This is a genomic window from Mesorhizobium sp. P2_D5 (genome assembly GCF_056404355.1).
Window position 1 is genome coordinate 652,170 of sequence record NZ_JBFUEE010000002.1, and the last position, 18,462, is coordinate 670,631.

The window sequence follows — 18,462 nt, forward strand, 5'->3', positions numbered from 1 at the left end:
GGGGTTATGATCATCGCCGTGCTACCCGCAAACGAGATGCTGTTCGATGTGGTAGATGTGGGCTTTGGAAGGCGCACCGCGCGGTGCGAGATTGCACCATGATCGACTGGGATGACGTTCGCTACTTTCTTGCCGTCGCGCGTGGAGGCTCGGTGCGGGCTGCCGCCGAGCGCCTCGGTGTGAACCACTCGACCGTGCTGCGACGCATCGCCCAGCTCGAGGAACGCCTCGGGGTGCACATGTTCGAAAAGCTGCCTTCGGGCTACCGCCTGACGGCCGCGGGCGAGGAGGTCCTCGAGTTCGCGGACCAGATGGAAGCGTCGTCGCACCTGCTGGAGACGCGCGTCTTCGGGCGCGACCAGAGCGTGCGCGGGCTTCTGCGGGTGACGCTGGCACCGCCCCTCGCGACACACCTGCTCATGCCGGACTTCGCCGATTTCGCGCGTCTGCATCCGGACATCGAGATGGAAATCTTGTCGTCCGGCGAGCTGGCAAATCTGACCAACCGAGAGGCCGACGTCGCGATCCGCGTCGTCTACGACCGCAAAACCCTGCCGCTCAATCTTCACGGCCTGAAGGGACCGGAGCTGTTCGGCGGCGTCTACATGTCTCGCGATCGACTAGCCGCGTGGCGTGCGGGCGCGCCTGATCCCATCCGCTGGATCGTCATAAGCATTCATGGAATTCCGGATTGGGCCAGCGAGGGTGAGGTTCGCACCACGGGGGTTCCATTCAGGACCACGGACGCCGAGGCGCAGATCGTTGCTGCACGGCAAGGGCTCGGGATGACGACACTGCCTTGCTTCGTTGGCGATGCCGACCCCCTACTGGTGAGGGTGCCGGGTACCGACCTGCATATGTACGGAACGCTCTGGCTTCTCACGCAGGGGGAGACACGCAAGACGAAGCGCGTGCGGCTCTTTACCGAGTTCGTATCCCGCAGGCTCGCCGCGTACGCTCCGCTTCTCGCGGGGCTGAATGGAGGCGAGAACTTAAGCCGACCCCGGCCTGATGACGATCCGACGATGTACCGATGAGCACCCCTTCGGGACGATCAAACGCATGTCGGGCGGTGGAAGGTTCCTCACCAGGGGGGCTTAGGGCGGTGAAGTCGAAGCGGCGCTCTAAATCCTCGCCTTCAACATCCTCCATGCCGTGAACGCCTTCGGTTATCGCGACACGCAGGTGCAGCGGCCTGCCTTGCCGGGCAAGTGCTGATATCGGAGTCCCAGCGGACCGAAGATGTGATATGATCGGCTCCGCGCGGGGCCATGACCGGAACTCGAAAACGGAAAACTGTCCCTGGTCGCCATGGTTTGTTAATCGGGTGCCCGGATTGTGAATTCGAGGCGGATTGAAGCGCGACCCCAAAAAGGCCATGCTTTGCCCGGAAAGATCGAGTCTACGCCAATCCCGCTGACGCGGAGATGGCGCCTGGCTGAAAGGGATACGATGCAGCAAGGACGTGCGCGCTGGCTGACAAGGCTGGCAATTGTGACAGGCATGGCGATCTCGGCTTTGCCGGCCTATGCCAAGCAAACCGCCGAACCGGTCAAGATCACGTCGTTCTCGGGTGCCTATCTGGCCGCCCGGATCGCCGAAGGCGACAACGACCTCGACAGCGCAATCGCCTATTACAAGCAGGCATTGGCCTTCAATCCGAGCGACACCGGCCTGCAGCAGAGCCTGATGCTGTCGCTGATCGCTCAAGGGCGCTTCGACGAATCCCTGGTCTATGCCGACAAGCTCAAGGAAGTTCCCGATGTCGAGCGCTTCTCGCGCCTGGCGCTGGCGGTCGATTCCTTCCACAAGAAGGATTTCGCCAAAGCACAGTACTGGCTCAAGCTGTCGCTGGAATCCGATCTCGACCGGCTGATCTCTGGCGTCATGTCCGGCTGGGCCCAACAAGGCGCCGGCCAAGCCAGCGATGCGATGGCGTCCATCGACAAGCTGCAGGGGCCGGACTGGTTCGGTCTGTTCAAGTCCTTCCATCGCGCGCTGATCGCCGACGCGTCGGGCATGCCCGAAAAGGCCGAGGCGATCTACGCCGCGACGATGCAGGATACGGCCGCCGGTGGTGCGGCTCCCGAAACCTGGATGCGCAACGCCCAGGCCTACGCGTCGTTCCTGGCTCGCAAGGGCGACAAGGACAAGGCACTGTCGGTGCTCGATCAGGCCGAGGCGTTTGCGCCGGGCAAGCTGGAAATCGTCGCCTTGCGCGACAAGATCAGCAAGGGTGACAAAATTGCGCCTTTCGCTGCCGGCCCGTCGGACGGCGCGTCGGAGATACTGCTTAATCTCGCCACGGCGCTCAATCGCGGCGGTGGCGAGCCGTTCGTACGGCTTTACCTGCAGTATGCCCTGGCCCTGAAGCCTGACAGCGACGCAGCCCTGGTGCAACTCGCGGCCGTCTCCGAGCAGTTGAAGGACGGCGAGGGCGCCATCGCGCTCTATCGGCGCATCCCGGACTCTTCGCCGTTGAAAGAGCTTTCGGACCTGCAACTCGGCCTCAACCTTGCCGATCTCAATCGCCAGGACGAGGCGATCACCCATCTGAAGGCTTTCGTCGACGCGCATCCCGACGACATGCGCGCCTATCTGGCGCTCGGCGGCGTCTATTCGTCGAAGGATGATTTCCGCTCGGCGGCCAATCTGTACGACAAGGCAGTCACGGTGCTGAAGACGCCGACTGCCGCCAACTGGAACATCTTCTACCAACGCGGCATCGCCTATGAACGGCTGAAGGAATGGCCCAAGGCCGAACCGAGCTTCCGCAAGGCGCTGGAACTGTTCCCCGACCAGCCGCAGGTGCTGAACTATCTCGGCTATTCCTGGGTCGACATGAATACGAACCTCAAGGAAGGCCTGGCGATGATCCAGAAGGCCGTCGATCTCAGGCCGAGCGACGGTTACATCGTCGATTCCCTGGGCTGGGCCTATTTCCGCCTCGGCCGGTTCGATGACGCGGTGCGCGAGATGGAACGCGCGGTGTCGCTGAAGCCGGAAGATCCGGTTCTCAACGATCACCTCGGCGACGCCTACTGGCGTGTTGGCCGCAAGCTGGAAGCCACCTTTCAGTGGAACCAGGCGCGCGACCTGAAGCCGGACCCCGATGTGCTGGCCACCTTGCAGCAGAAGCTGATGAAGGGCCTGCCGCCCATCGAATCCAACACCGCGCAGGAAACCCCGAAGGTCAAGCCCGAGCCGGTGCCAGCCCCGAAGGGGTGAAATCGGTTTCTTTGAATGCAAACGGGGCTCTTTCGGAGCCCCGTTTTCGTTTGGACGTCCATCCGTCCAAAAACTCAACACGCGCCAGTGCGCCGGAAACTGGCTCAGAACATCTTCCGGTAGACGATGAACCCGGAGCGCTCGCCGACCTTGTCATAGAGCTTCATCGCCGTGTGATTGGTCTCATGCGTCAGCCAGTACACCCGCCCCGAACCGGCAGCCTGGGCACGCTCGTAGACGCCCTCTATCAGGGCCCGGCCGATGCCTTTGCCGCGCGAGGCCTCTGTGGTGAAAAGGTCCTGCAGGTAGCAATTGGGCGAGATCGCCGTGGTGCTGCGGTGAAAGAGGTAATGCACGAGGCCGAAAAGCTGTCCCTCGCTCTCGGCAACCAGCGCATGCATCGGCTCATAGGCATCGAAGAAGCGCGACCATGTCATCGCGGTGATCTCGCTTGCCAGCGCCGTCTCGCCCGAGCGGCCGTAAAAGGCATTGTAACCGTCCCACAGCGGCATCCATTGGTCGAAATCCTGCTGGGCGATAGGACGGATGATGGTGGAACTGGGCATGATTGAACCTGTTGTCCTGACACTTTGCGGCATGAGCAGACCGCAGGCGCCCATGGCCGGCAATGGGCCAGTCGCTCGCAAAGCTTTCAACATCATCGGCGGGGTCGCTAGGTCCGCACCGGTGCGCCTTGCTTGACGCTACGCCGCCGGGTCTCTAGGACGTGCCGGCAAGCTAGCCTTTGCTGCCGAGGCCCCCGTGACGATTGAAATCCCGACGATTGAAATCCCCGCCCATATGCATCCCAGCCGCTCGTTCCAGGGGCTGATCCTGACCTTGCACAATTATTGGGCGAACTATGGTTGCGTCATCCTGCAGCCCTACGACATGGAGGTCGGCGCCGGCACCTTTCATCCGGCGACGACGCTGCGCGCGCTCGGGCCAAAACGCTGGAACGCCGCCTATGTCCAGCCGTCGCGCCGCCCCAAGGATGGCCGCTATGGCGAGAACCCGAACCGGCTGCAGCATTATTACCAGTACCAGGTGATCCTGAAGCCGAATCCGCCGAACCTGCAGGAGCTTTATCTCGGCTCGCTGGCGGCGATCGGCGTCGATCCGCTGCTGCATGACATCCGCTTCGTCGAGGACGATTGGGAAAGCCCGACCCTGGGCGCCTGGGGGCTGGGCTGGGAGTGCTGGTGCGACGGCATGGAAGTGTCGCAGTTCACCTATTTCCAGCAGGTCTGCGGCATTGAGTGCGCCCCGGTTGCGGGCGAACTGACCTATGGGCTGGAGCGCTTGGCCATGTATGTGCAGGGCGTCGACAATGTCTACGACCTCAACTTCAACGGCCGCGAAGGGGCCGACAAGGTCACCTACGGCGATGTCTTCCTGCAGGCCGAGCAGGAATATTCGCGCCACAATTTCGAATACGCCAACACGGCGATGCTGCTGCGCCATTTCGAGGACGCCGAGGCCGAGTGCAAGGCGCTGCTCGATGCCGGTGCACCGGCGTCGAACGACAATCTGCCAATGCATCGTATGGTTTTCCCGGCCTACGACCAGTGCATCAAGGCCAGCCATGTCTTCAACCTGCTCGACGCGCGTGGCGTGATTTCGGTCACGGAACGGCAGAGCTACATCTTGCGGGTGCGCAATCTGGCGAAGGCCTGCGGCGAGGCGTTTTTGAAGACGCAGGCCGGTGGACTGGCGGCCTGAGTTCAGGCACGCTTCATCACCTCGAGGCAAGCATTGATCGGCAGCACGTTCTGACCGCTGGCACCGTCGATCGTGCGCAATGCCTGCCGAACGCCCGGCATCGAGAAGGCACCGTGAGCCTGCGCGGTGAAGCAGGCGGTGAGTGCTACAATCTGCAGAAGTCTGGATGCCGTTTTCATGGTCGTTCAGCCAATAGTTCCCTACCTGAGCGTGGGTCGCTTCAGCGCTGCGTTCGGTTCATGGAAATCTTTGATCCAAGGACGGGCGGGGTCGCCTCGTCCCGACAGGGCGGCCAAAATTTCCGGAAAGGGTGACAGCGGCCAGCCGAGTTGCTATGCCCCGCGCGGACCATCTTGCCGCGTGAGCCTCATCCATGCCTGACCTGCTTCTAGAACTTCGCTCAGAGGAAATCCCCGCGCGCATGCAGCGTAAGGCGGCGGGTGATCTCAGGAAGATGCTGACCGATGGTCTGGTCGAGGCAGGCCTGACCTATGAGGCGGCGCGCGAGTACTGGACCCCGCGGCGTCTGGCGGTCGATATCAGGGGCCTGACCGCGCGCTCGAAGGATATAAGCGAGGAGATCAAGGGACCGTCTACGACGGCGCCCGAACAGGCAGTCCAGGGTTTCCTGCGCAAGGCCGGGCTTTCGTCGATCGCCGAGGCGCATGTCCATTCCGACCCGAAGAAGGGCGATTTCTACGTCGCCCACATCTCGAAGCCGGGCAGGGCATCGGAGGAGATCATCGCCGAGCTGGTGCCGGGCATCATCCGCGGCTTCCCCTGGCCGAAATCGATGCGTTGGGGGCCGGCCTCGACCAAGCCCGGTTCGCTGCGCTGGGTGCGCCCGCTGCAATCGATCCTGTGCACTTTTGGCCCGGAGACCGAGGAACCGGTGGTGGTCGATTTCGAGATCGACGGCATCCGTTCGGGCAACATCACCTATGGCCACCGCTTCCATGCGCCTGGCGCCATTACGGTGCGCCGCTTCGACGACTATGTCTCAAAGCTGGAGGCGGCCAAGGTCGTGCTCGACGCCGACCGGCGCAAGGAGATCATCCTTGCCGACGCACGCAATCTCGCCTTCGCCAACGGGCTCGATCTGGTCGAGGACGAAGGGCTGCTGGAGGAAGTCTCAGGGCTGGTCGAATGGCCGGTCGTGCTGATGGGCGAGTTCGAGGAGGCTTTCCTGGCCATTCCGGCCGAAGTGATCCGGTTGACCATCCGCGCCAACCAGAAATGCTTTGTCACGCGGCCGCAGGGTGCTGCCGAGGGTCTTTCCAATCGCTTCATCCTCACCGCCAACATCGAGGCCAAGGATGGGGGCAAGGAGATCGCCCACGGCAACGGCAAGGTGGTGCGCGCCCGTCTGTCCGACGCGCTCTATTTCTGGACGACCGACCAGGGCGATTTGCCGGATCTAGGTGAGCTCGCGGCATCGGCGGAAAAATTCGGGCTCGATCTGAAGAAGCCGCTCGACCAGCGCATGGCGCGCCTCGATCATCTCGGCGTCACCTTCCACGCCAAGCTCGGCACGCAAGGTGAGCGGGTGGAGCGGATTGCCCGGCTTGCCGAGGAATTGGCGCCGATCGTCGGCGCCGATTTTGTGCTGGCGCGCCGCGCCGCTGTCCTGGCGAAGGCCGATCTCACCACCGAAGTCGTCGGCGAATTTCCCGAACTGCAAGGCGCCATGGGCCGCAAATACGCGCTGCTGCAGGGCGAGCATGCTTCGGTCGCCGCGGCGGCGGAAGAACACTACAAGCCGCAAGGTCCTTCCGACCGTGTGCCGAGCGATCCGGTATCGGTCGCTGTCGCGCTAGCCGACAAGCTGGATACGCTTATCGGCTTCTGGGCCATCGACGAAAAGCCGACGGGATCGAAGGACCCCTATGCGTTGCGTCGGGCAGCGCTCGGGGTGGTTAGAATATTGATCGAAAATGATATTCGACTGGCGCTGGCACCCATCGTGGGGAGGGTTTCCGACCTCCTCGCCTTCTTCCACGATCGCCTCAAAGTCTACCTCCGTGACCAGGGTGCGCGGCATGATCTGATCGACGCCGTCATCACACCGCAGTCGGACGACCTGCTGCAGATCGTGCGCCGTGTCGAGGCGCTTGGTTCTTTCCTCGACACCGAGGACGGCAGGAATCTGCTCGCCGGCGCCAAGCGTGCGGCCAACATCCTGGCTGCCGAGGAGAAGAAGAAAACGGTGGTCGCCAAGACTGTTGAGCCGGCGCTGTTTCGCGAGGATGCTGAGAAATCGCTGTTTGCGGCGGTGAATCAAGCTGAGAAGCAAGCCGGCGAAGCGATTCAAAACGAAGACTTTTCCGATGCCCTGCTGGCGCTTAGCGTGTTGCGCGAACCGGTTGATTCATTCTTTGAGCATGTTCTCGTGAATGATGAGGACGAGGCCGTGCGCGCCAACCGCCTGGCGCTCCTCGCCCGCATCCGGGCGGCCACCGGTCAGGTCGCCGACTTCTCGAAAATCGCGGGTTGAGGCCTGAAATATTCTGAAGATGGGCCCTTCGAGCCGGCTTACAGTCATATGACGATGATCTCTCCGTGGCAAATGGGACATGTTCCCCAACCCACGGAGGCTTCCATGAATTCCGATCACGAAATCGAAGTGACAGAAGAAACCCCGGCTCCCGCCGAGGCGCTTGAATCCGCTTCCGAAACCGCCCTCGATCACGCTGCCGCCGCCACGGTCGAAGCGGCCGATCTGTCGGATGAAGACGAAGACGGCGACGATGAAGAAGGCGAAGAGTCTGACGACGCCGAAGCCGCCACGCTCTCCGATGATGATGAAGACGAAGAAGACGAAGACGATGAGGACGAAGACGACGCCGATGACAGCGTGAAGGCTGAAGGCGACGACGAGAAATCCGAAGAAGACGAATCCGAAGACGACGAGTCCGAAGAAGGCGAAGACAAGGAAGAAGCCGCCTGATTTTAGGCCGCCGATCTATTGATTGATGAAAGGGCGGCGCTGACGCGCCGCCTTTTCTGTCAGATGCGGACCTATCAGTCTTCCCGGAAGCTGACTGGGTCAGGCTTCCCGGAAGCTGACGGGTCAGTCTTCCAGAATGCTGACACGCACGCTGTTTTCGTAGACGTCGACCTGGATCAGCGGCTCGCCATTGACGATGGCGCGCTTGGTCGAGGAGCTCATCGCGCCGGAGCGCTCCAGCATGCGCTGCAAATCGGCGCGCTGGTCGTTGGTCCTGAACCAGCCATCACCCTCGTCGTCGCGGTCGCGACGGTGGAATTTGTGCCAGTTGGCGCGGTCCTGCCGTACCATCTGCGCGGCAGTCTCCAGTGCATAGCCGTCACTCGCCTGATGATCCCGATCGGAAATGCGCGCGACATAGGATCCCAGCATGTCATCGGCTTGGGCCGCGCCGGCGCCAAACAAGGACGCCAGCAGAAGCCCGGCCGCAGTAACAATTTTGAATTTTCTCATGATCAGCCCCCTTACCCCAAATGACAAAAACCCGTCTACCATGGCCGCTTGACGAAATTCGGACAGTGGCACCCGGCGGCGAAGAACCGCGACGGGTCTGCCTGCAAATGGTGCGCTGGGCGCCAGACCGCCGTCAAGTCGCGGTCCAGCCTCTAATTGGCTTTGCTGACCCCGCGAGCGGGCTGGGTTGTTGCTCGTGCGGGTGCTTTCGGCGGCGAGGCCGAGTTTGTCCCGGCGTCTCCCGCAGGCGCGGCGGAGGCTGTAGCCGTTGCCGGCGCAGTACCTGTCGCCGGCGCAGTACCTGTCGCCGGCGCGGTGCCCGTCTCTGGTGCTTCGGCTTTCGCCGAGGCGGCGCTTGGCGCCGGCGCCGAGAAGGCCGGACCGACGATCCCGCCGCGAATGACCATCGGGTTCTGCTCAAACCCACGCCTGGCCTCCGGCTTGTCCGTGATCGCCGACACCTTTTCATAAGTGACGTCGGGCTGCGCTTCGCCGAGCCCCACCACCGATTGCACATTGCTGGCCTTGGCGGTTTCGGCGGTCTTCAGGGGTTTGGCGGCATCGAGCTTGATGATGGATGGCGTCGAAGAGGGCACGCCGGGGAAAACCAGCGACGAGGCCTGTGCCCCGCCGGCCGCCACCACAACGACAATACCCAGCAGCATACGCACAGACACCATGATCGCTCCCCTTTGCCCAGAAGCCGCACAGTAGCGGGCCGGAATTGATGCCGGCTTTCGCGTGAACGTAGCATTTTAGCGATTGATAAATCGCCAATGCCCAGATTGCCCGACAGCGACTTGTCGCAACAGCCGACTTGCCCAACAGCCGCCATCGTACTACGCAGCCGTCATCTGCGAGGTGATGAGAGTGGCTGAAATACTTGCCGTCAGCGAGGCGCTGGAGCGGGCGCTGGCGCTGCTCCGGGACGGCGACGTCGTCGCCATCCCGACCGAAACCGTCTACGGGCTTGCCGGCGACGCCACCAACGGCATCGGCGTGGCGCGCATTTTCGAAGCCAAGGGGCGGCCCCGCTTCAACCCGCTGATTGCCCATGTCGCCGACATGGCGATGGCCGAGCGCATAGCGCTGTTTGATCCGCTGTCGAAGAAACTGGCGCTTGCGTTCTGGCCGGGTCCGCTGACGCTGGTGCTGCCGCAGCGGCCCGGCAACGGCATCCACCCGCTGGTCACGGCCGGGCTCGATACGATTGCCTTGCGCATGCCAAGAGGCTTTGGCGGCGAGCTCATCGCCCGGCTTGGCCGGCCGCTTGCCGCGCCCAGCGCCAATTCATCCGGCAAGATCAGCGCGACCACGGCGCAAGCGGTGGCGGCGGATCTCGGCGCACGCATAAAGCTGGTGGTCGATGGCGGGGCGACGCCAGTCGGGCTGGAATCGACCATCGTCAAGGCCGAAGGGGAAAGATTGCGGCTGCTCCGGCCTGGCGGCATTGCCGCCGAAGACATCGAGGCGGCCATCGGCATGGGGCTCTTGCGCGGCGGCGCCGCCGGCGTCGAGGCACCGGGCATGCTTGCCTCGCACTATGCGCCTGACGCCGCGATGCGGCTCAACGCCGGAACAGTTGGTGAGGGCGAAGCCCTGCTCGGCTTCGGCAGCCAGCGAGCCGAAGGCTGGCGACATGCCGCCGCGTTCGTCAACCTGTCCGAGACAGGCGACCTGCGCGAAGCGGCGAGCAATCTTTTCGCTCATATGCAGGTACTCGACAGCAGCGGCGCACGGATTATCGCCGTTGAGCCTGTTCCCTTCGACGGGCTTGGCGAGGCGATCAACGATCGGCTCTCGCGCGCCGCCGCCCCTCGTGACAACATCTTGGCAGCAACGTAGTTTTCCCCATGACCGAAGTATCAGAGAAACTCGATCCCGCTCTCATCGATCGCTTCGCGGCGATCGTCGGTGACAAATACGCGTTGCGCGACGAGCAGGATATCGCGCCTTACCTCACGGAGCGACGCGGGCTCTGGCATGGCGCGACGTCGCTGGTGCTGCGGCCGGGCAGCGTTGAGGAAGTCAGCCAGATCATGCGGCTGGCAACCGAGACGGGAACGCCAGTCGTGCCGCAAAGTGGCAACACCGGACTGGTCGGCGCCCAGGTGCCGGATAGATCCGGCCGCGAGATCGTGCTGTCGCTGTCGCGGCTGAACCGCATCCGCGAGATCGATGTCTTGTCCAACACGGTGACGGTCGAAGCCGGCGTCATCCTGCAGACGCTGCAGGAAGCGGCTGATAGCGTCGACCGGCTGTTTCCGCTGTCGCTGGCCGCGCAGGGCTCCTGCCAGATCGGCGGCAACCTGTCGTCCAATGCCGGCGGCACCGGCGTGCTTGCCTATGGCAATGCGCGCGAACTCTGCCTTGGGGTTGAAGTGGTGCTGCCGACCGGCGAGGTGTTCGACGATTTGCGCAAGCTGAAGAAGGACAACACCGGCTACGACCTGAAGAACCTGTTCGTCGGCGCCGAGGGCACGCTAGGCGTCATCACAGCCGCCGTGCTCAAGCTGTTCCCGAAGCCGAAAGGGCGCGAGGTGGCTTTCGTTGGCCTGTCATCGCCGCAAGCAGCGCTCTCCCTGTTCAGCCTGGCGATGGACCGCGCCGGAGCAGCGCTCACCGCCTTCGAACTGATCGGCAAGCGCCCGTACGACTTCACCCTGGCGCATACCCAGGGCGTGGTGCGGCCGCTGGTCGAAGATTGGCCGTGGTATGTGCTGATGCAGATTTCGTCCGGCCGCTCATCGGAGGATTCGCGGGCATTGATCGAGGAGGTGCTCTCGACTGGTCTCGAACAGGAGTTCGTCGGCGACGCAGTCATTGCCGCAAGTCTTGGGCAGGGCGATGCCTTCTGGAACTTCCGCGAGCTGCTGCCCGAGGCGCAGAAGCCGGAGGGCGCTTCGATCAAGCACGACATTTCGGTGCCGATCGCTTCGATCCCGCGCTTCATCGAGGAGGCCGCCGGCGCGGTGGCGTCGGTGAGTGCCGGCGCCCGCGTGGTCTGCTTCGGCCATATGGGTGACGGCAATCTGCACTATAACATCTCGCGGCCCGTCGACGGCGACGACGAGGCGTTTCTCGCTCTCTATCATACGATGAACAAGGCCGTGCATGACGTGGTGCGCAGCCTGCACGGTTCGATCTCGGCCGAGCATGGCATCGGCCAGTTGAAGCGGGACGAACTGATCGCCACAGCGGCACCGATGGCGATCGACCTGATGCGCCGGGTGAAGGCTGCCTTCGACCCAGCCGGCATCATGAATCCCGGTAAGGTTATCTGATCCTTTCGGCATCTTGTGGCTGGTGGCATTCCGATAACCATCCCGCAGATCAGCAAAATTTAACCGACTTTCTTAAGCGGGGCGGTAAGGAGCCCACGCTACTGTCTGCTCACAAACGAGGCTGGAAAAACCGGCCCGGAGAGAACCGGACACCGGCTCTCAGGAGACAGACAGGAAGGCACTCTATGAACACCGGACTGAAGCCAGTCTGGGCCGGACGCAACATGCGTCTCGACCCATTCCGCCTGCCGCAAGTGGTGAGCTACGCCACACGCGACGACTACGGCGACGTGACCTTTACCATCGACAAGCGGGGCGCAGTGATCCGCCGCATGCTCGAGATGAGCGGTTTGCCGGCGATCATCGCGCTGCCAGCCAATGCGTTTCGCGGCGTCGCCGCCCGTGCGATGGAGGATCCGGACGGCAATGTTACGGTGACGCTGGAACTCCTGCACAACGATCCGATGCTGTCGGTGCCGCTGCTGGTGGCCGATGATCTCGAAGATGTCGCCGCCGACTGGCGCGCCTGGGCCGACGCCTACCGTCTGCCGATGCTCTTGATCGAGTCGGACGGCGTTGCCCGTACCCTGGAAGAATCGCTCGGCGCCGCCATCAAGACGCTGCCGCCGCAGGATCGTCGCAAGGGCCGCGTTTCGCACATGCGCCGCCCGCGCTTCCTCGCCCGCCGCAGGGCCGGCGATCTCGGTCTCAGGCTGGTCATCGACGGCCAGGAGATTATTTCGCGGGAGTAGAAAGAGCTTGGCGCGTTCTTCCTTCTCCCCTGTGGGGTGAGAAGGAAGAAAGCCGCTAAACCAGCGGCTTCAATGCCACCCACACTGCGCCGCCGATCAGGCCAAGGAAGATCAGCCAGCCGACCTGGTTGTTCGAACGGAACAGCCGCAGGCACTGGTCCGGATTGTCGATATCCAGTACGGCGATCTGCCGGGCCATATGGGCGCCGGCGGCGATCAGCCCGGCCAGCGCCACCACTGGAGCCTGAGCCGACGCGAAGGCGATGGCGAAGCACACAAGCGTGCCGCCATAGAGCCCGACAAGCCATGACTTGGTGTTGTCGCCGAACAGGCGCGCCGTCGAGCGCACGCCGACAATGGCGTCATCTTCCTTGTCCTGATGCGCATAGATCGTGTCGTAGCCGATCACCCACAGGATAGAGCCGATATAGAGCATGATGGCGGGTCCATCGAGGTCGCCGAACTCGACTGCCCATCCCATCAGTGCACCCCAGGAAAAAGCAAGGCCGAGAACCAGTTGTGGCCAGTTGGTTATCCGCTTCATGAACGGATAGACGGCGACGATGGCCAGCGAGCAGATGCCGAGCAGAATGGCGAAACTGTTGAACTGGATGAGCACCACCAGGCCGATCAGCGCCTGCAGGACAAGAAACACCCATGCCCGCCGACGCGTGGTCTTGCCCGACGGCAGCGGCCGTGACCGCGTCCGCTCGACCTTGTTGTCGATGTCCTCGTCGACGAGGTCGTTGTAGGTGCAGCCGGCGCCGCGCATGGCGATGGCGCCGATCAGGAAAAGCACGAGATACAATGGCGCCGGCAGCAGCGAGAGCAGCGGATCGCCGGGACGCGGATAGGCGCTCGCCGCAAGTGCCGCCGACCACCAGCAAGGCCACAAAAGCAATTGCCAGCCGATCGGCCTGTCCCACCGGGCAAGCTGCGCATAGGGCCATATCGAGCGCGGCAGCACGCGATAGACCCAATGGCCGTTCGGTGCATCGGCGACACGGCCCTGGGCCGCTTTCGACTGGATCGGTTCCATGCTGCTGGATTGGCAGCAGACTGGAAGGCCGTCAAGCAGTCTCGCTTGCGGACGCGAAGATGTCATGAGAGGCGAACCAATCCTTCGCGACCTCGATGAACGCCAGCGCCGCATTGGAAACGCGCTGGTGCGTGTCATAGGTGAGCAGGATCCGCTGCATGGGCAGCGGATCGGACAACCGTTTGCAGAGGAGCGGCAGGCCGTCATAGCTGCGGTCGCCATGCGGGCGGGTGTAGCTGACGGCGACGCCGAAGCCATTGGCGACCATGCTGCGCTGGAGTTCGAACGAACTCGTCGTTGTGTCCGCCACCGGGGAGAGACCGCGGCTGCGGAACAGGTCGAGCATGTGCTGCCAGCTGTGCGGTTGGTCTGTCGTGATCAGCGGATAGGCGGCCAGATCCGCAAGGCTGACCTCGGAACGATCCGCCAGGGCATGACCTGCCGGCAACAGCGCATGCGGCCGAAGCTCGCGCAGTAGGATGCGGGCGAAATGTGTCGGCAGGCTGAGGTCGTAGGTGAGGCCGAGATCGATGGCGGCGTCGCCGAGCCGCCGCCCGAGCGTTTCGAACGTCTCGTCGCGAACGACGATTTTCACGGCCGGATAGCGTTCGGAGAAGGCGCGGATCAGGGCCGGCGCAAAGAAGGGCGCTAGGTCCTCGAAACATCCCAGCACCAGTTCGCCGCCGACGGCCGATTTGCCTGAACCCAGGCCGACGAGTTCGTCCGTTTCGGTGAGAACCTGTCTTGCCTTCGCCACGACAGCGCGGCCGAACGACGTCGGCGACACGCCGCTGCCCCGCTGGCGGACGAACAGCTTCTGGCCGAAATTCTTTTCGACGGCGTCAATGGCCACCGAAACCGAAGGCTGCGAGACGTTCAGCATTTTCGCGGCGCCGGTGACGCTGCCATGACGCGCAACGGCGACCAGATAACGCAGCTGCGTGAGGGTCACATTCATAGAGTGATCCTATATATCAAATGAGAAGTTATTATTTTACTGAATGAAAGCGGGTTGCGATAGTCGGTCATTCCAAGAGGAGAACGCGATGGCTTCCCAGACTGAGACCCAGACAATCGACGCCCAGGCCATCGACGCAAAGACGATCGCCGATTACCAGCGCGACGGTGCGGTTTGCATCCGCGGTGCTTTCAAGGGCTGGGTCGACACAATTGCCGCCGGCATCGAGCGCAACATGCAGAACCGCAGCGCCACCGCATCTGATATCGCCAATGGCCGCGGCAGTTTCTTTGATGACTATTGCAACTGGGAGCGCATTCCCGAATTCGTCAGCGTGGTGCGGGATTCGCCCGCTGCCGAACTGGCAGCGGCGGTAATGCAGTCGCGCACCGCGCAGTTCTTCCACGATCACGTTCTGGTCAAGGAACCCGGCACGCAGAAGCCGACGCCCTGGCACCAGGACATCCCGTACTACTTCGTTGATGGCCGGCAGACGGTGAGCTTCTGGATTCCCATCGATCCGGTGAAGGAGGCGACGCTGCGCCTGATCGCCGGCTCGCACAAATGGGATAAGATGATCCTGCCGGTGCGCTGGCTCGACGACACCAATTTCTATGCCGGTGAGGGCGACTATCTGCCGGTGCCGGACCCGGACAAGGACCCGTCGATGAAGGTGCTCGAATGGGAAATGGAACCGGGCGACGCCATCCTGTTCGACTTCAGGACCGCGCATGGCGCGCGCGGCAACATGACCTCGGCACGGCGCCGGGCGCTGTCGCTGCGCTGGGTCGGCGACGATGCGCGTTATGTCGAGCGGCCGGGACGCACCTCGCCCCCCTACCACGGCCATGGCATGCAGCCGGGACAGAGGTTGCGCGAGGACTGGTTCCCGGTCATCTTCCAGGGCTGAGCGGCAGCCAGAAAATCGGCGGCGGTGTCCGCCGCCGATTTTCGGCAGGGGTAACGTTCCCGTGCGCAAATCCGATCAAAGCACCCTGATGCCTTGACCCATCGTGCAGAGAGCAATAGCGGGTGCTCTGCAGGTTAATAGGCATCACGAGGTGGCCATGAACGTTCTTCTTCTCGGCTCCGGCGGCCGCGAACATGCGCTCGCCTGGAAGATCGCCGCGTCGCCGTTGTTGACAAAGCTCTATGCGGCTCCCGGCAATCCGGGCATCGGCGGCGAGGCCGAGTTGGTGAAGCTGGACATTTCCGATCACGCAGCCGTTGCCGCCTTCTGCAAGGACAAGAAGATCGACCTCGTCGTGGTTGGCCCGGAAGGGCCGTTGGTCGCCGGCATCGCCGACGATCTGCGTGCGCAAGGCATTCGCGTCTTCGGACCTTCCAGGGCCGCCGCCCGGCTGGAGGGCTCGAAGGGGTTCACCAAGGATCTCTGCGCCAGATACGACATCCCCACCGCCGCCTATGGCCGTTTTGGCGATCTGGCGTCCGCCAAGGCCTATGTCGAAAAGACCGGCGCACCGATCGTCATCAAGGCCGACGGCCTGGCGGCAGGCAAGGGCGTCACCGTCGCCATGACGCTGGACGAAGCACTGGTAGCGCTCGATGCCTGTTTCGAGGGGTCCTTCGGCGCTGCAGGCGCGGAAGTGGTGGTCGAGGAATTCATGACTGGCGAGGAGGCGAGTTTCTTCTGCCTCTGCGACGGCACCACAGCGCTGCCCTTCGGCACCGCGCAGGACCATAAGCGCGTCGGCGACGGCGATGTCGGCCCCAACACCGGCGGCATGGGCGCCTATTCACCGGCCCCGGTGATGACGCCGCAGATGATCGAACGCACCATGCGCGAGATCATCGAGCCAACCATGCGCGGCATGGCCGAACTGGGCGCGCCTTTCGCCGGCATTCTCTTCGCCGGGCTGATGATCACTGACAAGGGGCCAAAGCTGATCGAATACAACACCCGTTTCGGCGACCCGGAATGCCAGGTGCTGATGATGCGGCTGAAGGACGATCTGCTGGTCCTGCTCAATGCGGCAATCGACGGCCAGCTTGCACACACTTCGGTGCGCTGGCGCGACGAGGCCGCACTGACCGTGGTCATGGCGGCCAGGGGCTATCCAGGCACGCCGGAAAAGGGATCGGTCATCCGCGGCGTCGAAGACGCGGCGGCCGACGGCGCCCAGATCTTCCACGCCGGCACGGCCATAAACGGCGGCGCGCTGGTTGCCAATGGCGGCCGCGTCCTCAACGTCACGGCATCAGGCGCTACGGTCGGCGAGGCGCAGAAACGCGCCTATGCCGCGCTCGACCGGATCGATTGGCCGCACGGATTCTGTCGCCGCGACATTGGCTGGCAGGCCGTGGCACGCGAGCAGGCAGATTAAAGTTCTGCGACGGTTGCTTATCGCAGCCCGCGGTCGATCTCGGTCGAAGCGGTGCTGAGCGGATCGGCGGCGGCAAAGGCGGCGTCGAGTTGCAACGGCGAACGCTGTTCGGTCCGCTTCCAGGCGACATATTGGACAATGCCGAAAGTCGGCCGCTGCGGCACGGTCTTCACGACAGGCATGCGGAATCCGTCGCGGAACTTCGTCCAGCGCGTGCCCAGCGCCGCGACCATATCCTCGAAGGTCGGCGGCGCCGCCACCGAGGCGTAGGTGATCGTGACATTGCCGGCGAGGCCGGCTTCGCGTGAGACCGGCAACGGTATCGAGGCGAGATAGTCAGGCGGCACGTCGATGAGACCACCGAAAGGCCATTGCGCGCGCAGCGTGGCCGCGTCGGTCGGCGCGACATTGACGTCGATGTCCTTGGGCGTGCCGGCGACCCTGTAAGGGCAGCGGAGCCGGCCGCAATTGGCTTGCGCCGAGAACTGCCACAGCGCGTAGCCCTGCCAGTTGCCCATCGGGAAATGCACGTCGATGTCGGGCTTGTAGCGGGCATACCAGAGCGGCAGCCTCGACAAGAGCCGGTACCTGTAGCTGTTGTCGGCAATGTACTGGGCCGTCTTGCCATTGGAGTAGAGCACCGGGAAGCGGCCGATGCGCCGATGCACCTGGCGCACGAACTCCTCGGCATCTTCGAGCGACATCCACTGCGAAGGATCATTGCCCTCGATGTCGAGAGCCAGCAGGTCGTCAGGCGCGGGTTCGGCGAAATCGAGGAAATTATTGGCCTGTTCGACCGGATTGCCGGGGCGGGCGAGGTGATAGGCTCCCCATTTCAGGCCGAGCGCCTTGGCGACCACCTTGCGTGTCTGGAACAGTTCGCGCGTCACCGCGTGGCGTTTCCACAGCGCCTTGCACAACTTCACCTCGGTGTCGTCGCCGAAACAGAAATAGGGTGGCGGCAATCCGTCGGATGCCTTGTTGATGAAGCCGACGATCCGCTTGTCGGTGGCAAGTTGGCCCCAGTCGATGGAATTGTACTCGTAGGCGTCGACGACCAGGGCGCGGTCGGCGTTCTTCCACGGTTCGGAAAAATCCGAGGTTTTTGCCGCTGATATCAGCGCCATCATCGCCGCGAGAGCGATCGCTGAGCGGCGTAGAAGATGCGCCGGCGTTTTCAAACAGGGAATCCCCGTTAACCAAAGACAAATCCTGGACCGTCATGGTTAAGGAAGTGCTTCCACGGGGCTGGCGCCGGCAAAGCTATCGTCTGATGAGTGGCTGAAATTCAAACGGGTCTGGCGCCGGCTCTTGCGGCAGCGTGCCCTCGGCGGCGCGTTTGCGGTGGTGTGCGAGGGAGCATTGCGGCGAGCATAATATGCCGTGATCCGACCAGTAGGCGGCGCCGTTTTCCAGTCTGCCCTGATGGTGCGAGAACCCTGCCGCGCGATAGGGCAGGCCGCATTCGATGCAGCGATAGGCATCAGGTCTCGCAAGCATGGGTGGTTCCGGTCTGTTGGTTCGGTCTGTCGCCGGTCGACTTGATCCGGCGTCGATAGAATCTAATACGTGTCGGCGCGATTGCAAAATCCACGTGACAAAGTTTGACGTTTACGTAAAAAGAAGATGGGAGGCCGCCGCTGAAAGGCGGATGGTTTTGCGGCAGTGCGGGTC

18 protein-coding genes are annotated in these 18,462 nt (G+C 63.1%); 10 read left to right on the forward strand and 8 right to left on the reverse strand.

Features of this window, described 5'->3' with window-relative positions; genetic code table 11:
* The first annotated feature begins 98 nt into the window (after positions 1–98).
* Positions 99–1,037, forward strand: a complete 939-nt coding sequence (locus AC1DYW_RS09825; protein ID WP_477226001.1) for a LysR family transcriptional regulator — start codon at positions 99–101, stop codon at positions 1,035–1,037.
* Positions 1,038–1,452: 415 nt separating this feature from the next.
* Positions 1,453–3,228, forward strand: a complete 1,776-nt coding sequence (locus AC1DYW_RS09830; protein WP_457153151.1) for a tetratricopeptide repeat protein — start codon at positions 1,453–1,455, stop codon at positions 3,226–3,228.
* Between the two features lie 104 nt (positions 3,229–3,332).
* Here the strand turns inward: AC1DYW_RS09830 and AC1DYW_RS09835 are convergent, their stop codons facing one another.
* Complete coding sequence (locus AC1DYW_RS09835) at positions 3,333–3,794, reverse strand: N-acetyltransferase family protein (RefSeq protein ID WP_477226002.1); 462 nt, start codon at positions 3,792–3,794, stop codon at positions 3,333–3,335.
* Positions 3,795–4,029: 235 nt separating this feature from the next.
* Here AC1DYW_RS09835 and AC1DYW_RS09840 point away from each other — a divergent pair, with 235 nt between their 5' ends.
* Positions 4,030–4,950, forward strand: coding sequence for a glycine--tRNA ligase subunit alpha (locus tag AC1DYW_RS09840; RefSeq protein WP_095091899.1), 921 nt, complete (start codon positions 4,030–4,032; stop codon positions 4,948–4,950).
* A 2-nt stretch (positions 4,951–4,952) separates the two neighbouring features.
* Here AC1DYW_RS09840 and AC1DYW_RS09845 read toward each other — a convergent pair whose 3' ends face one another.
* Positions 4,953–5,129 carry a hypothetical protein gene (locus AC1DYW_RS09845; RefSeq protein WP_477226003.1) on the reverse strand — a complete coding sequence of 59 codons (177 nt, stop codon included), beginning with the start codon at positions 5,127–5,129 and terminating at the stop codon, positions 4,953–4,955.
* Between the two features lie 194 nt (positions 5,130–5,323).
* Here AC1DYW_RS09845 and glyS point away from each other — a divergent pair, with 194 nt between their 5' ends.
* Positions 5,324–7,444: a glycine--tRNA ligase subunit beta gene (gene glyS, locus AC1DYW_RS09850; RefSeq protein WP_477226004.1), complete on the forward strand. Its 2,121-nt coding sequence runs from the start codon at positions 5,324–5,326 to the stop codon at positions 7,442–7,444.
* 105 nt (positions 7,445–7,549) lie between these two features.
* Positions 7,550–7,897, forward strand: a complete 348-nt coding sequence (locus tag AC1DYW_RS09855) for an ATPase (protein WP_477226005.1) — start codon at positions 7,550–7,552, stop codon at positions 7,895–7,897.
* Between the two features lie 123 nt (positions 7,898–8,020).
* Here AC1DYW_RS09855 and AC1DYW_RS09860 read toward each other — a convergent pair whose 3' ends face one another.
* Positions 8,021–8,410 carry a hypothetical protein gene (locus tag AC1DYW_RS09860; protein WP_457152831.1) on the reverse strand — a complete coding sequence of 130 codons (390 nt, stop codon included), beginning with the start codon at positions 8,408–8,410 and terminating at the stop codon, positions 8,021–8,023.
* Between the two features lie 152 nt (positions 8,411–8,562).
* Positions 8,563–9,090 carry a hypothetical protein gene (locus AC1DYW_RS09865; protein WP_457152830.1) on the reverse strand — a complete coding sequence of 176 codons (528 nt, stop codon included), beginning with the start codon at positions 9,088–9,090 and terminating at the stop codon, positions 8,563–8,565.
* 184 nt (positions 9,091–9,274) lie between these two features.
* On the opposite strand from AC1DYW_RS09865, the gene AC1DYW_RS09870 reads away from it, so the two are divergent.
* The 3 genes from AC1DYW_RS09870 to AC1DYW_RS09880 all read left to right on the forward strand — a co-directional run bounded on the left by AC1DYW_RS09870 (position 9,275) and on the right by AC1DYW_RS09880 (position 12,446).
* Complete coding sequence (locus AC1DYW_RS09870; RefSeq protein WP_457152829.1) at positions 9,275–10,255, forward strand: L-threonylcarbamoyladenylate synthase; 981 nt, start codon at positions 9,275–9,277, stop codon at positions 10,253–10,255.
* A gap of 8 nt (positions 10,256–10,263) precedes the next feature.
* Positions 10,264–11,694: an FAD-binding oxidoreductase gene (locus AC1DYW_RS09875; RefSeq protein WP_457152828.1), complete on the forward strand. Its 1,431-nt coding sequence runs from the start codon at positions 10,264–10,266 to the stop codon at positions 11,692–11,694.
* Between the two features lie 185 nt (positions 11,695–11,879).
* On the forward strand, positions 11,880–12,446 hold the full coding sequence (locus AC1DYW_RS09880; RefSeq protein WP_095091904.1) for a DUF6101 family protein: 567 nt from the start codon (positions 11,880–11,882) through the stop codon (positions 12,444–12,446).
* Positions 12,447–12,501: 55 nt separating this feature from the next.
* On the opposite strand, the gene ubiA is transcribed toward AC1DYW_RS09880, so the two are convergent.
* Both ubiA and AC1DYW_RS09890 read right to left on the reverse strand, forming a co-directional pair.
* Positions 12,502–13,485 carry a 4-hydroxybenzoate octaprenyltransferase gene (gene ubiA, locus AC1DYW_RS09885; protein ID WP_095091905.1) on the reverse strand — a complete coding sequence of 328 codons (984 nt, stop codon included), beginning with the start codon at positions 13,483–13,485 and terminating at the stop codon, positions 12,502–12,504.
* A 31-nt stretch (positions 13,486–13,516) separates the two neighbouring features.
* Complete coding sequence (locus AC1DYW_RS09890) at positions 13,517–14,443, reverse strand: LysR family transcriptional regulator (RefSeq protein WP_477226006.1); 927 nt, start codon at positions 14,441–14,443, stop codon at positions 13,517–13,519.
* 88 nt (positions 14,444–14,531) lie between these two features.
* Here AC1DYW_RS09890 and AC1DYW_RS09895 point away from each other — a divergent pair, with 88 nt between their 5' ends.
* Both AC1DYW_RS09895 and purD read left to right on the forward strand, forming a co-directional pair.
* Positions 14,532–15,353, forward strand: a complete 822-nt coding sequence (locus AC1DYW_RS09895) for a phytanoyl-CoA dioxygenase family protein (protein ID WP_477226007.1) — start codon at positions 14,532–14,534, stop codon at positions 15,351–15,353.
* 157 nt (positions 15,354–15,510) lie between these two features.
* Complete coding sequence (gene purD / locus AC1DYW_RS09900; RefSeq protein WP_477226008.1) at positions 15,511–16,788, forward strand: phosphoribosylamine--glycine ligase; 1,278 nt, start codon at positions 15,511–15,513, stop codon at positions 16,786–16,788.
* Between the two features lie 17 nt (positions 16,789–16,805).
* On the opposite strand, the gene AC1DYW_RS09905 is transcribed toward purD, so the two are convergent.
* A complete protein-coding gene (locus tag AC1DYW_RS09905) occupies positions 16,806–17,918 on the reverse strand; it encodes a glycoside hydrolase family 25 protein (protein WP_477226423.1) in 1,113 nt (370 codons plus the stop codon).
* 133 nt (positions 17,919–18,051) lie between these two features.
* A complete protein-coding gene (locus AC1DYW_RS09910) occupies positions 18,052–18,288 on the reverse strand; it encodes a hypothetical protein (protein ID WP_477226009.1) in 237 nt (78 codons plus the stop codon).
* Positions 18,289–18,462: the final 174 nt, after the last annotated feature.

Excerpts from the sequence above, each read along its gene's own strand:
- AC1DYW_RS09825 (WP_477226001.1), top strand. The coding sequence starts at position 99 with ATGATCGACTGGGATGACGTTCGCTACTTTCTTGCCGTCGCGCGTGGA.
- AC1DYW_RS09830 (WP_457153151.1), top strand. The coding sequence starts at position 1,453 with ATGCAGCAAGGACGTGCGCGCTGGCTGACAAGGCTGGCAATTGTGACA.
- AC1DYW_RS09835 (WP_477226002.1), bottom strand. The coding sequence starts at position 3,794 with ATGCCCAGTTCCACCATCATCCGTCCTATCGCCCAGCAGGATTTCGAC.
- AC1DYW_RS09840 (WP_095091899.1), top strand. The coding sequence starts at position 4,030 with ATGCATCCCAGCCGCTCGTTCCAGGGGCTGATCCTGACCTTGCACAAT.
- AC1DYW_RS09845 (WP_477226003.1), bottom strand. The coding sequence starts at position 5,129 with ATGAAAACGGCATCCAGACTTCTGCAGATTGTAGCACTCACCGCCTGC.
- glyS (WP_477226004.1), top strand. The coding sequence starts at position 5,324 with ATGCCTGACCTGCTTCTAGAACTTCGCTCAGAGGAAATCCCCGCGCGC.
- AC1DYW_RS09855 (WP_477226005.1), top strand. The coding sequence starts at position 7,550 with ATGAATTCCGATCACGAAATCGAAGTGACAGAAGAAACCCCGGCTCCC.
- AC1DYW_RS09860 (WP_457152831.1), bottom strand. The coding sequence starts at position 8,410 with ATGAGAAAATTCAAAATTGTTACTGCGGCCGGGCTTCTGCTGGCGTCC.
- AC1DYW_RS09865 (WP_457152830.1), bottom strand. The coding sequence starts at position 9,090 with ATGGTGTCTGTGCGTATGCTGCTGGGTATTGTCGTTGTGGTGGCGGCC.
- AC1DYW_RS09870 (WP_457152829.1), top strand. The coding sequence starts at position 9,275 with ATGAGAGTGGCTGAAATACTTGCCGTCAGCGAGGCGCTGGAGCGGGCG.
- AC1DYW_RS09875 (WP_457152828.1), top strand. The coding sequence starts at position 10,264 with ATGACCGAAGTATCAGAGAAACTCGATCCCGCTCTCATCGATCGCTTC.
- AC1DYW_RS09880 (WP_095091904.1), top strand. The coding sequence starts at position 11,880 with ATGAACACCGGACTGAAGCCAGTCTGGGCCGGACGCAACATGCGTCTC.
- ubiA (WP_095091905.1), bottom strand. The coding sequence starts at position 13,485 with ATGGAACCGATCCAGTCGAAAGCGGCCCAGGGCCGTGTCGCCGATGCA.
- AC1DYW_RS09890 (WP_477226006.1), bottom strand. The coding sequence starts at position 14,443 with ATGAATGTGACCCTCACGCAGCTGCGTTATCTGGTCGCCGTTGCGCGT.
- AC1DYW_RS09895 (WP_477226007.1), top strand. The coding sequence starts at position 14,532 with ATGGCTTCCCAGACTGAGACCCAGACAATCGACGCCCAGGCCATCGAC.
- purD (WP_477226008.1), top strand. The coding sequence starts at position 15,511 with ATGAACGTTCTTCTTCTCGGCTCCGGCGGCCGCGAACATGCGCTCGCC.
- AC1DYW_RS09905 (WP_477226423.1), bottom strand. The coding sequence starts at position 17,918 with ATGATGGCGCTGATATCAGCGGCAAAAACCTCGGATTTTTCCGAACCG.
- AC1DYW_RS09910 (WP_477226009.1), bottom strand. The coding sequence starts at position 18,288 with ATGCTTGCGAGACCTGATGCCTATCGCTGCATCGAATGCGGCCTGCCC.